Origin of the sequence: Corynebacterium sp. KPL1824 (assembly GCF_000478095.1) — a bacterium.
In the GTDB taxonomy this organism is placed as follows: domain Bacteria; phylum Actinomycetota; class Actinomycetes; order Mycobacteriales; family Mycobacteriaceae; genus Corynebacterium; species Corynebacterium accolens.
In genome coordinates, this window is the sequence record NZ_KI515749.1 from 1233482 (window position 1) to 1247121 (window position 13640).

Sequence of the window (13640 nt, forward strand, 5' to 3'; positions counted from 1 at the left end):
ATGACGCACAACGAGGTAACTCGCCATACCTTATCGGTATTAGTCGAGGATGTAGAAAGCATCATCGCCCGCGTGGTGGGAATGTTTAGCCGCCGTGGCTACAGCTTGGTGTCCTTGGTCTCCGCGCACACGGAAACCCCAGGGATTAACCGCCTGACCATCGTCGTGGATGCCTCCGAGGTCATTATTGAGCAGGTCACCAAACAGCTCAATAAGCTCATTCCGGTTATCAAGGTCGTGGAACTCAAGGAAGATTCCACCGTCGCCCGCGCCATCATGTTGGTAAAGGTGGCGGCTGATAATTCTAACCGCGCGCAGGTGGTGGATGCGGTAAATATCTTCCGCGCCCGCGTGGTGGACGTGGCAAAGGAATCGGTCGTCGTGGAGGCTACCGGTACGCCGGGCAAGCTCGCGGCGCTACTTGAAGTGCTCGAGCCCTTCGGTATTCGCGAGCTCGTGCAATCGGGGCACGTAGCCTTGGGGCGCGGCCCGAAGGCTACGGCTCCCAAAAAGTAAATAAAATCTCACGATGTGAACACAATGTCTCGCGCAGTGGTATATACTCTGCGTCAGGACGCTTCATTACAGCTTTTCCTACCAAAGAATTGAGGATTTGAAATGGCAATTGATACCTACTACGACGACGATGCTGACCTGTCGATCATCCAGGGCCGCAAGGTAGCGGTTATCGGCTACGGCTCCCAGGGCCACGCCCACTCCCAGAACCTGCGCGATTCCGGCGTCGAGGTTGTTATCGGCCTGCGCGAGGGCTCCAAGTCCGCAGCCAAGGCAGAAGAGGCCGGGTTCGAGGTCAAGTCCGTCGCGGAGGCATCCAAGTGGGCCGACGTCGTGATGCTCTTGGCACCGGATACCTCCCAGAAGGAGATCTTCGAAGAGCACATCGCCCCAAACCTGGAGGACGGCAATGCGTTGCTGTTCGGTCACGGCCTGAATATCCACTTCAAGCTGATTGAGCCGGCTGCGTCCGTCACCGTCGGTATGGTTGCTCCCAAGGGTCCAGGCCACCTGGTCCGCCGCCAGTTCGTTGACGGCAAGGGCGTTCCTTGCCTGATTGCCACTGAGCAGGATCCGAAGAACGAGGGCCATGACCTGACCCTGTCCTATGCCGCAGCAATCGGCGGCGCCCGCGCCGGCGTTATTCCCACCACCTTCGAGGCAGAGACGGTCACTGACCTCTTTGGTGAGCAGGCCGTCCTGTGCGGTGGTGTCGAGTTCCTCATCCGCAACGGCTTCGAGGTCCTGACCGAGGCCGGCTACGAGCCAGAGATGGCTTATTTCGAGGTCCTGCACGAGATGAAGCTCATCGTGGACCTGATGTTCGAGGGCGGCATTGCCAATATGAACTACTCGGTTTCTGATACCGCTGAGTTCGGTGGCTACATCTCCGGCCCACGCATCATCAACGCTGATACCAAGCAGCGCATGAAGGATGTCCTGTCCGATATTCAGGACGGCACCTTCACCAAGCGCCTGCTCGCCAACGTTGAGGGCGGCAACAAGGAACTGGAAGACCTGCGCGATGAATTTGCGCAGCATGAGATCGAAAAGACCGGCACCAAGCTGCGCGATCTCATGAGCTGGGTCAAGAACCCACTTAACGAAACCGCCTAAAAACCGCAGGTCACGCGCCCCCGCCGACCACCCTAAGGGGCGCGGATCCCGCAAACTCCCGCAAGAAACCGCCTCATCAATCGCCGCCGCCACACGGTCATTAGACCTCGGCAGCACATGCGTATACACCTTCAGCAGGGTGCCGACCGAATGCCCCAGCACCCGAGCGACATCCTGCACAGGAAGACCCGCATTCAAAAGACGCGACGCAAACAAGTGCCGCAACGCATGAAAATGCACCGACTCCACACCCTCACCCCCACGACGACCTACCCCGCGCATGGACACCAGACGGCACGCCACCACAAGGCAGATGGGAATACGCCGAATACCTCGACGAGTACCAAGGCCTGACCGACGTGTTCTACTTCGGCGGAGACCCCACCCACCGCCGATGGGGAAAGCGAATGGGAGGAAGCATGAGTCGCCTCACGAACCACTTGCTACAGATTCCGGCAACAAGGTTATGATGTTAATCCTGTATTGCTGCGCAAGTGGGAAGAACGAGAGAAAATTAGTCCTAAGAAAAATGGGTGAGGCTTCAATTTACAACCTCAGAGAGGTACTCTTAGAACTATCTAGAATTCAGTCTGAGTAGACATATAGCTTTGAGTTGTCGTTTCACGGATTGTTTACGAAAGGAGGGAAGAGTGTCCTCGAAAAGCGGGGCGCGGAATCTTCGTGCAGAAATTTACAACGTCAACGGGCGGATGAGGATGCCGATTGATGTCCACCAAATGGCAAGGGATTTAAATATCGAAATCGTGCAAAAATCTCTTCCCGCTGAAGTAGCAGGCTTCATTCTTAAAGAAGCTAGAGATGAGTTTCCCACGATTTACGTGAACGCGAAAGACGGTCCGCAGCGTCAACGATTTACGATCGCCCATGAACTGGGGCATTATGTTCAAGAACGAACCAAAGAACAGTTAGCATACGTTGACAATCGCAACGAATTGGCGTCTACTGGCGTAGATCCGCAAGAACGGTGGTGCAATGCTTTTGCAGCAGAGCTGATAATGCCTGAGGCTTCCGTCAAAAAGTATTGGGCTGAGGGGTGGTCTTTTGAAGAGATACGAACCCGTTTAGACGTTTCCAAAGCTGCTTTAACTAATCGCCTAGCTTCATTGAGGTTAATCTAAGAATGTCTCCCGATAAAACAGGGCCACTGAATCACAATGAGCCCAGCGAAATGGAGACGGCTCGTCAGCTTCGTGACGATAAGAGGTCGGAACCAACTAGCGCTGCGGAAGAAAATAGTCCGAAGACTAAAAAACCGAGCGCTCCCGAACTGGAAAATACGGCCCCAGATTCGGATTATCTCCAGGTTGCAGACGGGTTGACAAGTGATTATGACGACGACACCAGCACTGAAGCACAGCTTAATGCTGTAAAGCTTCGTCGTGAAAAGACCTACCTAAAGAACCAGCAACAAAACTTGGACTTAAGACGTAAAATTGCTGGGCATTCGACTTGGGCTGTTGCAATACAGATGGTTCTTACTAACCTGATATTCATCATATATATGTTTGCCGTCTCCTTTAGGCCTGAGTCAGAAGTAATGATTGCGTGGATGAGTTCGACAGTGGTGCAAATCGTGGGAATTGCTCTGGTCGTAGCCAAGGGAATCTTTCCCCAGAGGTCTGGTTCAAGAATGCAGGATGAAGAAGGAGATATAAGTTAGTACTCCGTGTCACGCACCCTGCTATCGTCTACGCGACGACCTTATATGCCCTGGCATACGCCGGGGCATTCGCTGTTTTAACGTTTACCCTGTGGAGCATTTCGCACCGGTGAGCCAGGCCGCGACTCATGCCACGCCCTGACCTCAGCCGCATCCCAAAGGGGAGTTCTACCATCAAGACAAGCTACAGGCTGGGGAGATGGATGAATAGCGCCACGCTTACGGTAACTGCGCTACGTCGTAGCCGTAATCCCACAATGCTCAGCACACTGGTTATCCGTCCACAACTCCCGCCCGCTGTCTGTGTCTGTGATTCGTATGTTCACTTCTTCCGCACTTTCTTGTAGGTGGCACATCCAAGTGTAGCCACCGCCACGACGGTGAGGGTGATGCTGGAGGTAGTGAACCCGTTGATGAGGCTGATGAATAGAGACACGGCCAATAGGGCTAGGGAGATGAAGTAGAGAGTTCGTGTGGTCATAATTTTATCCTTTCATTTAGTATCGGAGGGGTAGCCTCGGGGTTCAGGATGGTTGTAGCTTCCTGAACCCCTGGTGGCTACTTTTTACGTTTTCCTCGCCGATAGCGTTTCCGCTTACGGTGTTTACCCTCGTTCTTTGGCTTCCGTCTTAGGATTTCTAAGGTGATTGCCGCTGATATGGAAGCTGGAACCGAAAGTTTTGGTGCTTTAAAATCCATGATGGCTAGTCGGGGGTGGGGTAAATTCATCCCTCAAAATCCCGCAATTCACTCCAGATCCACCGGAATTATCGGACATATCGAAACGCTATGAACAGCGCAAACACACAAACCACAGTCTGCAAAAGCCCCAAACTCATGAGCTGGGTAAAGAATCCTTTGGACGCTACTGCCTAGTCAATAGCTGAAGCCAGTGCGGCCCGCGGGAAACTCCCCGTGGGCCGCTTTTGCGGTTTGGCCAAGCGCTATCCCAGCGCTACGCCCGTGAGGTACCGCGAAGGTGTTGCGGGTAGTATTGGCCCTATGGGTTTTACGACGCCAAGCTATGATCTCAAGGACCTTTTTTCGCGGATTGACCGGGGCGATATCCAGCTTCCGGATTTCCAGCGCAGCTACGCCTGGGATGAAGACCGCATCCGCTCACTTATCGTTACGGTCCTGCGTGGATACCCCATCGGCGCGCTGATGGCCCTGGATACCCGCAATGAAAAGATGCGTTTCCGCCCCAGGGTGCTGGCGGGTGCGCCCGAGGTTGGCGTCGAGCCCGGGTTGCTGCTCTTGGACGGCCAACAGCGCCTTACCTCCCTGTACCACTGCTTTAATGGCGAGGGTTTTGTCAAGACCACTGACTTCCGGAAAAAGAAGGTCCACCGCCGCTTTTTCATCGACGTCCGCGCCGCGGTAAGCGGGGACTTGCTTGCCGATGACGCCATTTTCGCCGTCGACCAAAACGGCGAGATCTGCTCGCACTTCGGCCCCGACGTTGATGGGGCTATTACCTGCCGCCAGGATGGGCTGGACAATATGTGCATCCCCGTGGCCTCGCTACTCAGCGAGGAAGGCACCAGCATGCTTTTCGAGCTCGCCGCCACACACGAGCAATACAGCGCCGAACTTGCCGCGTTCAATAACCGCATCGTGCGCCCCTTAGCGGGCTACGATATCCCCATGATCCGGCTATCCCGCGAAACGGAGCGCTCCGGAATCGGTTCCATCTTTGCCCAGGCAAATTCCGCAGGCTTACAGATGGATGTCTTCGATCTCTTAACCGCCGTCTTTGCCTCCGAAGATCCGACCTTCCACCTTGCCAACGATTGGCAGCAGGTGGAAAAGGATCTGCGGGATTCTCCTGCGCTCGATGGCATCGGACGCAATGAATTCCTCTCCGCAGTGTCCCTCTTGGTCACAGGGGAGAAGGGTAATGCCGGCGGCCAGCGCGAAGACATTTTGAAGCTGTCCCTGTCCGAGTACAAGGCGGCCGCGCACGACCTGCGCATTACCTTCCACGAGGTTGCCGAATTCTTGGCGCAGCGCCGCATTTTAAGCCTCGATCAGGTTCCTTATACGGAACAGATCGTGCCGCTGGCGGTCATCATCGCGCGCCTGGCCAAGCGGCCTGGGGCCCTTTCCAGCCAGCAGGCATGGGATCGCATTGACCAGTGGTTCTGGTGTGGCGTCTTTGGCGAGCTCTACGGTTCTTCCGCGGTGCCGCTGCGCGCCGCCCGCGATGTGGATGAGGTGACCGAGTGGGTTGCCGGGGCCACCGACGATGTTCCCAAAACGGTCGTGGATGCAGGATTCCGGGAATCCCGCCTGCTTTCGGTCGATGAAAACGATGGGGTATGGCACGGAATCTATGCCCTGCTTATGGCCCGCGGCGCGAAGGATTGGCGGACGGGCAGCGAATTTACTCGCCACACCTTTGAAGAATTGAAGCCCGGATTTTTCCCGGTATTCCCACTGAATTGGTGCCAGCGCCACGGGGTGGATTCGGTCTTGGCCCATTCGGTCATGAACTACACTCCGATGGGCAAGCGCACAGAGGTCGTCCTCGATGGGTTCGCGCCGAACCGCTACCTGCCTCGCGTGCAGTCCAAGTCCATCATGGAAGACGAGGAATTTGATGCCGTCCTGGCATCGCACGACCTCGATGTCGCTAACCTGAGGGAGTCAAAAATTCAGGAATTCTTGGCTGATCGTCGCCATCGCTTCGTGGATCTAGTGGAAGAAACCTTAGGCATTCCCGTCATTCGAGATGTCGATGAAGCAAACCTGGCCGGCGGTGAAGAGGGGCCACATGCGTTTGGCCGCTAAGAGGTATCGGGCGGCTGCAGTGGTTATCGCAGCCTCCCTCGTACTTGTTGGCTGCGGTGATGCCTTGCAGGAGCCCAAGCTTGTTAAGCGTGGGCTTTCGGATCTCTCCGAGTCCGATGTTGAGCTTGAGCGCGCCAAGTCAGAGAATCAAAACCGCCTTATCGATCCCAAATTCGCCGGCAAGCTGGACATCATCGACGATCCGAGTGGCATCGACGCCGCGCGGGCCTTCTTCGATGATTCAGATTCCATGGTGCTCTTTGCGCCCGATGATAAATCCGTGTTGCGCGCGGCAACGTTGGCGATTAACCAGCACTTGCCAGCCGTGGAATACGATCCTTCGCGCCGCGGTGACATCCTCAACTTGGTCGGAGACTTGGAGGTAAAACGACTCGTCATCGTGGGCGATATCCCGTGGACGCAATCCAGCGGTGATTTCACTGTCATCAAGGATCCGGGAACGCATGAAGCGCTGGGGGATTTTACGGCCTTCCAGTACGAGTCCAAGGTGGTTGCCTCGCCGAACCAGGTGGTCAAGGACATCGCGCGGCTGGATAAAACACCCTACGTTGAGTTGCGTCCTGCCTGGATTCCTTATGAGGGCGAACCTGACGATGATGGCAAAAAGCTGCCGGCCGTCCCGGCACAGTCGCGGCGCGATGGCCAGATGGCGCCCAATATCGTGGCCACGGCGGATAGTCCGGTAGCCAATGTCATTACTGCCGCGGCCTATGGTGGCTCGGTATTGGTGATGCCGACGGCGGATCCGCTGGAAGATAAGCGGAGTATGGCCATGGTGGCAGGGCTCGATGAGGGCTCGCTTATCGCTTTGGGCCCGGAATTCGGTCACGTGAAAGAATTTAAGGAAAAAATACGGCAGGGCACCCCAAACTGAACTACACTTCCTTCACACGCGGTTATTGTCGCGTAATGCACAACGAAGTGAAACGAAGGATGATATGTCGAAGCCGGTAGTTCTTATCGCCGATAAATTGGCCCAATCCACTGTGACGGCTTTGGGGGATTCCGTCGAGGTGCGCTGGGTAGATGGCCCGAACCGCGAGGAATTGCTTGCCGCGGTACCAGAGGCGGATGCGCTGCTCGTGCGCTCGGCCACCACGGTCGACGCTGAAGTTTTAGAAGCAGCGCCCAAACTGAAGATTGTGGGCCGCGCAGGCGTGGGACTGGATAACGTGGATATTGACACTGCCACCAATAAGGGCGTCATGGTGGTCAACGCTCCCACCTCCAATATCCACTCTGCGTGCGAGCAGGCGATTGCCCTGCTCTTGGCCACTGCCCGCCAGATTCCTGCGGCGGATCAGTCCCTGCGCGAGGGCGAGTGGAAGCGCTCTTCCTTCAAGGGCGTCGAGGTTTACGGTAAGACTATTGGCATCGTCGGCTTCGGCCACATCGGTCAGCTTTTTGCCCAGCGGTTAAGCGCCTTTGAAACGAAGATTATTGCCCACGATCCTTATGCCAATCCGGCGCGTGCGGCAGCGCTTGGCGTGGAATTGGTTGAGCTGGAAGAGTTGATGGCGCAGGCAGATTTTGTCACCATTCACCTGCCAAAGACGCCCGAGACCGCCGGAATGTTCAACGCGGAGCTTCTGGCCAAGGCAAAGGAAGGCCAGATTCTTATCAACGCCGCCCGCGGCGGCCTCGTAGACGAGCAGGCCTTGGCGGATTCCATTACCTCCGGACACCACCGCGGTGCGGGCTTTGACGTCTACTCCACGGAGCCGTGCACGGATTCCCCGTTGTTTAAGCTGCCGCAGGTCACGGTCTCGCCGCACTTGGGCGCGTCCACCGTGGAGGCACAGGACCGCGCGGGTACCGATGTCGCCGCATCTGTGCTCAAGGCTCTGGCAGGCGAGTTCGTTCCCGATGCGGTCAACGTCTCCGGCGGCACGGTGGGAGAAGAGGTTGCCGGCTGGCTCGACCTCGCCCGCAAGCTGGGCCTTACGGCCGGACGCCTGTTGGACCAGGCTCCCGTCGCCGTGGAGATCGAGGCTTGCGGCGAGCTGTCCACTGAGGACGTGGACGTACTGGGCCTTTCCGTCGTACGCGGCCTGTTTAGCGGCGTGACCTCAGAGCCGGTTACCTTCGTCAACGCGATGAAGATTGCCGAAAGCCGCGGGGTCGAGGTTTCGGTATCCACCAACCCAGAATCCAAGGGCCACCGTTCTTCCTTGCAGGTCAAGGTCATTAGCGCAGAGGGCGTGACGTCTTCGCTTACCGGTGCTCTCATTGGCATCGACGGGACCGAAAAGTTTGTGCGCATCAATGGCCGCGGCGTGGATATGCGGGCTGAGGGCCGCAACCTCTTCTTCCGCTATGCCGATGCCCCAGGCGCGCTGGGTACCGTGGGTACCAAGCTGGGTGCAGCAGGTATCAACATCATCGCCGCGGCCTTGACGCAGGGCAAGCAGGAATCCGATGCCGTGCTCATCTTGCGCGTGGAGTCCGAGGTGCCAGATTCTCTCATCGAGGAGATCAACTCGGCCCTTGGCGCTACGTGCCAGCAATTCGATATGGATGAATAACCTCAGCGCAGGTTAGGAGAGTGGCCTAACCGCGTACTCGTGCCCGCCCATCGCGCAGATTTATGCTGCGATGGGCGGGTTTTCTTTGGTAGGCTAATTCTTAATCCACTATGTGAGAAAGGAATCCTATCCAATGAAATTAGCGGTTATTGGCGGCGACGGCATTGGGCCGGAAGTAACGACGGAAGCCCTGAAGGTGCTCCGGGCGGTGCGCAGCGATATTCAAACCACCGATTATGACCTGGGTGCGCGGCGCTACCTGCGCAATGGTGAGCTTTTAACGGACGCGGACCTGGCCAGCCTGCGCGAGCACGATGCCATTTTGCTGGGCGCCATTGGTGCACCCGGCGAGGTCCCCCCAGGTGTTCTGGAGCGCGGCCTGTTATTGAAGATGCGCTTTGCACTCGATCACCACGTGAACCTGCGCCCCTCCATCTTGTATCCCACGGCCCACTCGCCGCTGGCTAACCCGGGCGAGATTGATTTCGTCGTGGTGCGAGAAGGCACCGAGGGCCTGTACTGCGGCAATGGCGGCACGCTGCGGGAAGGTACGCCGCACGAGGTAGCCAGCGAGGTTTCGCAAAATACCCGCTTTGGGGTAGAGCGCGTGGTGCGGGAGGCTTTTGAGCGGGCATCGCAGCGCCGCAATCACCTGACCCTGGTGCACAAGACGAATGTCCTCGTCAATGCCGGCGATCTGTGGCACCGCACGGTAGAAGAAGTCTCGGCAGAATATCCGCAGGTGGAAGTGGACTACAACCACATCGATGCCGCGACCATCTACATGGTGACGGATCCGGCCCGCTACGATGTCATCGTTACCGATAACCTCTTCGGCGATATCTTAACGGACTTAGCAGGCGCTATTACCGGCGGAATTGGATTGGCTGCATCGGGCAATATCGATGCCTCGGGTAAGAACCCCTCCATGTTTGAGCCGGTGCACGGTTCGGCGCCCGATATTGCTGGACAAGGCATCGCGGATCCAACCGCGGCCATCTTGTCGGCGGCGATGCTCTTGCGGCAGCTGGGTGATGAAGACAATGCGCAGAAGATTGAAAAGGCGGTGGCGGAGGACATCGCCAAGCGTGGCGATGCCCCAATCAAGACCGTCGAGGTGGGAGACCGCATCGCGGGGAGCCTGAAGGCTTAAGCGTAAGGAATCCTGAGTGCGAATCCGGTTCCGGCGGGGACCTAAAGGATCTTCGCAAATTAACACCGCAAACTTTGCACACATGTAAAGGCTACCGTTTAGTAGGATGGCCGTTATGCGTTTAGGACGAATTGCACACCCAGAAGGAATTTGCTTTGCCATCATTGACGGGCCGAAAGATGCCCCGATGGAGGAGCTTGTAGCTAAAGAAATCTCCGGCACGCCATTTACCCCACCGGAGCCCACCGGCCGTGAATGGAAGCTGGGCGAGGTGCGGCTCTTGGCGCCGACCCTGCCTACCAAGGTCGTAGCGCTCGGCCGGAACTATGCCGACCACGTCGCGGAGGTCTTTAAGAAGTCCTCGGATTCGCTGCCGCCAACCATCTTCTTGAAGCCATCGACCGCGGTCATCGGCCCGAATGAGGCCATCAAGATTCCCGATTACGCCACCAACGTGGAGTTTGAGGGCGAGCTGGCCGTGGTTATTTCCAAGCCATCGAAGAATATCAAGGCTGAAAACTGGAAAGACCACGTTTTGGGCTACACCATTTGCAACGATGTTTCCTCGCGTGACCTGCAATTTAAGGATGGCCAGTGGGCGCGCGCCAAGGGTATTGATACCTTCTGCCCGCTGGGCCCGTGGATTGAAACGGACCTAGAGAGCTTGGATCTTGATGATCAGAAGATCAATGCGTACCTGACCCACGATGGTTCTCGGGAGCAGAAGCAGGATTCCAATACGGATCAGATGATCGTCAAGATGGGCGGCATCTTGGAAGAGATTTCTGCCGCCTATACCTTGCTGCCTGGCGATGTCATCACTACCGGCTCGCCTGCAGGAACCGCACCAATGGTGCCGGGCGATACCATTGAGGTTGAGATTCCAGGGGTTGGCACCCTGCGCAATACGATTGCCAGGGCGCAGTAGGTTCACTGCAATGCAGCTGCCGCTGGTGAGGTACTGGTAGAAGGAGAACGGCGTGCCGGAACATTCGCATCAAGGCCACCGCTGGTCCGCGCCGAGCGCGCAGGAGATGGAGGAGCGCTACCGCGCCACCGCACAGGTGTGGTCAGGGAGCCCGAATGCGACGCTGGTGGACCATGTCAGCGACCTTCCGGCCGGTACCGCCCTCGATATTGGCTGCGGGGAAGGCGCTGATGCCCAGTGGCTACACGAGAATGGCTGGCAGGTGCTCGGCATCGATTTTGCTCCCACGGCCGTAGCGCGGACTAGGGCGCGTGGAGTCCCCGCGGAGGTTGCCACCTTTGATGAATTTAGCCACGCCCCCTTTGATCTGGTTACAGTCCACTACGGCAGCGTCCGCGCCACCGCAGAGGAAGTAGCATTGCTAGAAAAACTCGTTGCCCCGGGTGGAACCTTGCTCTATGTTCACCACGACATGGAATCAGAAGAAATCGCCATGCCGGAATGGCTGGCAGAAAATCTTACCGAGCTGACGGTGCAGACCCTGCGGCGATCGCCGCGCCATGTTACTAGCGGCGCAGGCGCCCATCACACCAGTGATGTGATCCTGGTAGCGAAGAGGCGCTAAGCCGCACCGCGCTTTTAAAGGCTGAGCGCGCGAAGGATCGTCTGGAGCTTGGCGGTGGTTTCTTCCAGCTCGGCCTGGGCATTGGAGGCACCGACCACGCCGCCGCCGGCCCACGCGCGGGCGGAGAGGCCATCACCGGCAACTTCTGCGCAACGGATGGCTACCATGTATTCGCCATCGCCGGAGCTATCGCACCAGCCGACGGTGCCGGCATAGAAGCCGCGGTCGGTCTCGGCGGTCTCGATAAGCGCCTGCGCCGCTTCCGTCGGCGTGCCGCAGATTGCAGGGGTGGGGTGGACTACTTCTGCCAATTCCAGGGCGGTGAGCTCTTTATCCCGCAAGGTGCCGGTGACCGGCGTGCCCAAGTGCCACATCTCACTGGTGTGTATGAGCTGCGGGGTCTCGGGGATATCGAGGCTGCTGCACAGCGGCTCTAATATCCTGCGCAGGTGTTCTACCACGAAGGAATGCTCGAGCAGATCCTTGGCGGAGTGCAAGAGGTCTTGGCTGGCAATGTGGTCTGCCGCTTTATTGGCTCGGCGCGGCGTGGAGCCGGCGAGTGGGAATGCAGACACGGTCGAGCCTTGGCGCTTGATGAGTACCTCCGGCGAGGAACCAACCAGCATGGCCCCTGGGCGGCCTGCGGGGGAGAGATCCGCAATGAACCCGTCGCGGTTGACGGAGAGATCGATAAGGCGCGCGGCCACGAGCCGGGGGTCGATGGGGGCGGCAAATTCGATATCGACCGCGCGGGCGAGGACCACCTTCTCCAGTTTGGAGGTCTCGATGGTGCCGATTGCCGCCTCCACGCGGCGCAGGTGCTCCTCGGGCTCTGGGTCAAAGCCCACGACGCGGGAATTGAGCGATTGGTTGCGGTAAAACGCGTGGGGTTCTAGTGGCCCGTCTTCCCGGATGATTGACTCTGGAACGGTCAGGGCGGCGGGGGTATCGGAGTCGAAGGGGATGGCGCCAACTACCATCTCAGCACCGCCGCGGCGCAAGGCGTCAACCGCAGCCTCGGCACTGGTAAAGGTTGCCCGCGCACCTTGGGTACGGACAGACCCCGTTGCTCGGGAGAGCAAGAAATCGGGGGCGGTGCTTGGTCTGTCTTCGTGCATGAGGATCTAGCTTAGTGCCTTATTAAAAGTTGGTAGAAATTGCCCTCTGCCAAGCGTGTGGGCACCCGTTGGCGCGGCGGCTGTGGCTAGTGTTAACAATGTGGCTAATGTTACTAAATTTTCCCTACGGGCCGGCTATCTCCTTGCAGCGCTCCTGATTGCTAGCGGTGCGTTCTCTGCCCCGGCAGTGGCTTCTGCGCAAGAAACGTCAGCAGCTCCCGAGAAACCGGCCCCTCCCGCCCCTGCACCGGAACCGGCACCGGATGACTCCCACCTGCTGCCAGAAGGCGTTGAGGAATCCACGCCGAACCAGCCAGCACCTGCGCCGGCCCCAGCCCCAGACGTGGCGCCGGCGCGCCCAGCGCCTGATGCCAGCATCAACCCCCATCCGCCCATTGCTCCTGGGGACACGCGGTCGCTGGAGATGGAGCATGAAGGCAAAAAGCGTCGCTACCTCCTGCGCATCCCAGATAATTACTCGCCCGAGGCTCCTACACCGGTGCTCTTTGGATTTGGTGGGTGGGGAGATTCCCCGGAGGAGTTCTCTGGCTACGCGCGCATGGGAACGACTAAGGCCACCGATGATGCGATCATCGTCTATCCAGAAGGCTTCGAACGCGCCTGGGAGCCAGCGCCCTATGCAAAGACGCGCGACGGCGAGGATATCCACTTTATCAAGCGCATTTTAGATGCTGTGGATGCGGACTATCACGTGGACCGCAACCGCGTCTACGCCATGGGAATGTCCAATGGGGGCGGTTTTACCTCAGTATTGGGCTGCCACGCCCAAGATATGTTCGCGGCGGTAGCGATGGTCTCCGGGGCGTTTTATACCCCAGTGGAAACCAATTGCGTCGATGCGCCGATGCACACGCTCATCATGCACGGCACCAGGGATAAAATGCTCACCTATGAGGGTGGCACCCGCCATGAATCCGGCTACCTTCCCGTGCGCACCGTTTTGGGCGGCTATCTGCACCGCAACCACTGCGATATGACCTTTCAGGCCCGCCCCGCCGCCGGTGACTCCGAGCGGCTGAACTTCAATGGTTGCGCCAAGAACGTGGAACTGTACAAAGTACCCGGCGACCACACGTGGTTCTGGCAGCCGGATACCGCAAACATTGTGTGGGACTTTTTAGCCACTAAAACCCGCGTGTAGCG

14 protein-coding genes and 1 pseudogene are annotated in these 13640 nt (G+C 58.0%); 12 read left to right on the forward strand and 3 right to left on the reverse strand.

The features are described from left to right. On the forward strand, positions 1–516 hold the full coding sequence (gene ilvN / locus HMPREF1267_RS05750; protein ID WP_005282517.1) for an acetolactate synthase small subunit: 516 nt from the start codon (positions 1–3) through the stop codon (positions 514–516). A 102-nt stretch (positions 517–618) separates the two neighbouring features. Further along, positions 619–1632, forward strand: coding sequence for a ketol-acid reductoisomerase (gene ilvC, locus HMPREF1267_RS05755; protein ID WP_023028707.1), 1014 nt, complete (start codon positions 619–621; stop codon positions 1630–1632). 123 nt (positions 1633–1755) lie between these two features. Here the strand turns inward: ilvC and HMPREF1267_RS13565 are convergent. Next, positions 1756–1914 (reverse strand): annotated as a pseudogene (locus HMPREF1267_RS13565) (tyrosine-type recombinase/integrase); the annotation flags it as partial. 368 nt (positions 1915–2282) lie between these two features. Here HMPREF1267_RS13565 and HMPREF1267_RS05760 point away from each other — a divergent pair. After that, the gene (locus HMPREF1267_RS05760; protein WP_023028709.1) at positions 2283–2771 is read left to right on the forward strand and encodes an ImmA/IrrE family metallo-endopeptidase; all 489 of its coding nucleotides are present in this window, start codon (positions 2283–2285) and stop codon (positions 2769–2771) included. Positions 2772–2773: 2 nt separating this feature from the next. Continuing rightward, a complete protein-coding gene (locus HMPREF1267_RS05765) occupies positions 2774–3313 on the forward strand; it encodes a hypothetical protein (RefSeq protein WP_023028710.1) in 540 nt (179 codons plus the stop codon). 322 nt (positions 3314–3635) lie between these two features. On the opposite strand, the gene HMPREF1267_RS13145 is transcribed toward HMPREF1267_RS05765, so the two are convergent. Continuing rightward, on the reverse strand, positions 3636–3794 hold the full coding sequence (locus HMPREF1267_RS13145; protein ID WP_023028711.1) for a hypothetical protein: 159 nt from the start codon (positions 3792–3794) through the stop codon (positions 3636–3638). Between the two features lie 162 nt (positions 3795–3956). Between HMPREF1267_RS13145 and HMPREF1267_RS12975 the strand changes: the two genes are divergently transcribed. The 7 genes from HMPREF1267_RS12975 (at position 3957) to HMPREF1267_RS05795 (ending at position 11358) form a co-directional block, all read left to right on the forward strand. After that, complete coding sequence (locus HMPREF1267_RS12975; protein WP_156906111.1) at positions 3957–4106, forward strand: hypothetical protein; 150 nt, start codon at positions 3957–3959, stop codon at positions 4104–4106. Positions 4107–4315: 209 nt separating this feature from the next. Then, positions 4316–6106 carry a DUF262 domain-containing protein gene (locus HMPREF1267_RS05770; protein WP_034666929.1) on the forward strand — a complete coding sequence of 597 codons (1791 nt, stop codon included), beginning with the start codon at positions 4316–4318 and terminating at the stop codon, positions 6104–6106. Continuing rightward, complete coding sequence (locus tag HMPREF1267_RS05775; protein ID WP_023028713.1) at positions 6090–7001, forward strand: hypothetical protein; 912 nt, start codon at positions 6090–6092, stop codon at positions 6999–7001. Before HMPREF1267_RS05770 ends, HMPREF1267_RS05775 begins: the two co-directional genes overlap by 17 nt. A gap of 64 nt (positions 7002–7065) precedes the next feature. Then, positions 7066–8652, forward strand: coding sequence for a phosphoglycerate dehydrogenase (gene serA, locus HMPREF1267_RS05780; protein ID WP_005280258.1), 1587 nt, complete (start codon positions 7066–7068; stop codon positions 8650–8652). Between the two features lie 133 nt (positions 8653–8785). Further along, the gene (locus HMPREF1267_RS05785) at positions 8786–9805 is read left to right on the forward strand and encodes a 3-isopropylmalate dehydrogenase (protein WP_023028714.1); all 1020 of its coding nucleotides are present in this window, start codon (positions 8786–8788) and stop codon (positions 9803–9805) included. 115 nt (positions 9806–9920) lie between these two features. Continuing rightward, entirely contained in the window at positions 9921–10733 is an 813-nt protein-coding gene (locus tag HMPREF1267_RS05790) for a fumarylacetoacetate hydrolase family protein (protein ID WP_023017826.1), read from the forward strand. A gap of 106 nt (positions 10734–10839) precedes the next feature. Next, positions 10840–11358 carry a bifunctional 2-polyprenyl-6-hydroxyphenol methylase/3-demethylubiquinol 3-O-methyltransferase UbiG gene (locus HMPREF1267_RS05795; protein WP_034667049.1) on the forward strand — a complete coding sequence of 173 codons (519 nt, stop codon included), beginning with the start codon at positions 10840–10842 and terminating at the stop codon, positions 11356–11358. A 14-nt stretch (positions 11359–11372) separates the two neighbouring features. Here the strand turns inward: HMPREF1267_RS05795 and HMPREF1267_RS05800 are convergent, their stop codons facing one another. Beyond that, on the reverse strand, positions 11373–12476 hold the full coding sequence (locus tag HMPREF1267_RS05800) for an isochorismate synthase MenF (protein WP_023028716.1): 1104 nt from the start codon (positions 12474–12476) through the stop codon (positions 11373–11375). 100 nt (positions 12477–12576) lie between these two features. On the opposite strand from HMPREF1267_RS05800, the gene HMPREF1267_RS05805 reads away from it, so the two are divergent. After that, positions 12577–13638: a PHB depolymerase family esterase gene (locus tag HMPREF1267_RS05805; protein ID WP_034666931.1), complete on the forward strand. Its 1062-nt coding sequence runs from the start codon at positions 12577–12579 to the stop codon at positions 13636–13638. Positions 13639–13640: the final 2 nt, after the last annotated feature.

What these genes read in the sequence shown, in the direction of transcription:
- HMPREF1267_RS05765 (WP_023028710.1), top strand. Translation starts at nt 2,774, where the DNA reads ATGTCTCCCGATAAAACAGGGCCACTGAATCACAATGAGCCCAGCGAA.
- ilvN (WP_005282517.1), top strand. Translation starts at nt 1, where the DNA reads ATGACGCACAACGAGGTAACTCGCCATACCTTATCGGTATTAGTCGAG.
- HMPREF1267_RS13145 (WP_023028711.1), bottom strand. Translation starts at nt 3,794, where the DNA reads ATGACCACACGAACTCTCTACTTCATCTCCCTAGCCCTATTGGCCGTG.
- HMPREF1267_RS05775 (WP_023028713.1), top strand. Translation starts at nt 6,090, where the DNA reads ATGCGTTTGGCCGCTAAGAGGTATCGGGCGGCTGCAGTGGTTATCGCA.
- HMPREF1267_RS05800 (WP_023028716.1), bottom strand. Translation starts at nt 12,476, where the DNA reads ATGCACGAAGACAGACCAAGCACCGCCCCCGATTTCTTGCTCTCCCGA.
- HMPREF1267_RS05790 (WP_023017826.1), top strand. Translation starts at nt 9,921, where the DNA reads ATGCGTTTAGGACGAATTGCACACCCAGAAGGAATTTGCTTTGCCATC.
- HMPREF1267_RS05785 (WP_023028714.1), top strand. Translation starts at nt 8,786, where the DNA reads ATGAAATTAGCGGTTATTGGCGGCGACGGCATTGGGCCGGAAGTAACG.
- HMPREF1267_RS05770 (WP_034666929.1), top strand. Translation starts at nt 4,316, where the DNA reads ATGGGTTTTACGACGCCAAGCTATGATCTCAAGGACCTTTTTTCGCGG.
- ilvC (WP_023028707.1), top strand. Translation starts at nt 619, where the DNA reads ATGGCAATTGATACCTACTACGACGACGATGCTGACCTGTCGATCATC.
- serA (WP_005280258.1), top strand. Translation starts at nt 7,066, where the DNA reads ATGTCGAAGCCGGTAGTTCTTATCGCCGATAAATTGGCCCAATCCACT.
- HMPREF1267_RS05795 (WP_034667049.1), top strand. Translation starts at nt 10,840, where the DNA reads ATGGAGGAGCGCTACCGCGCCACCGCACAGGTGTGGTCAGGGAGCCCG.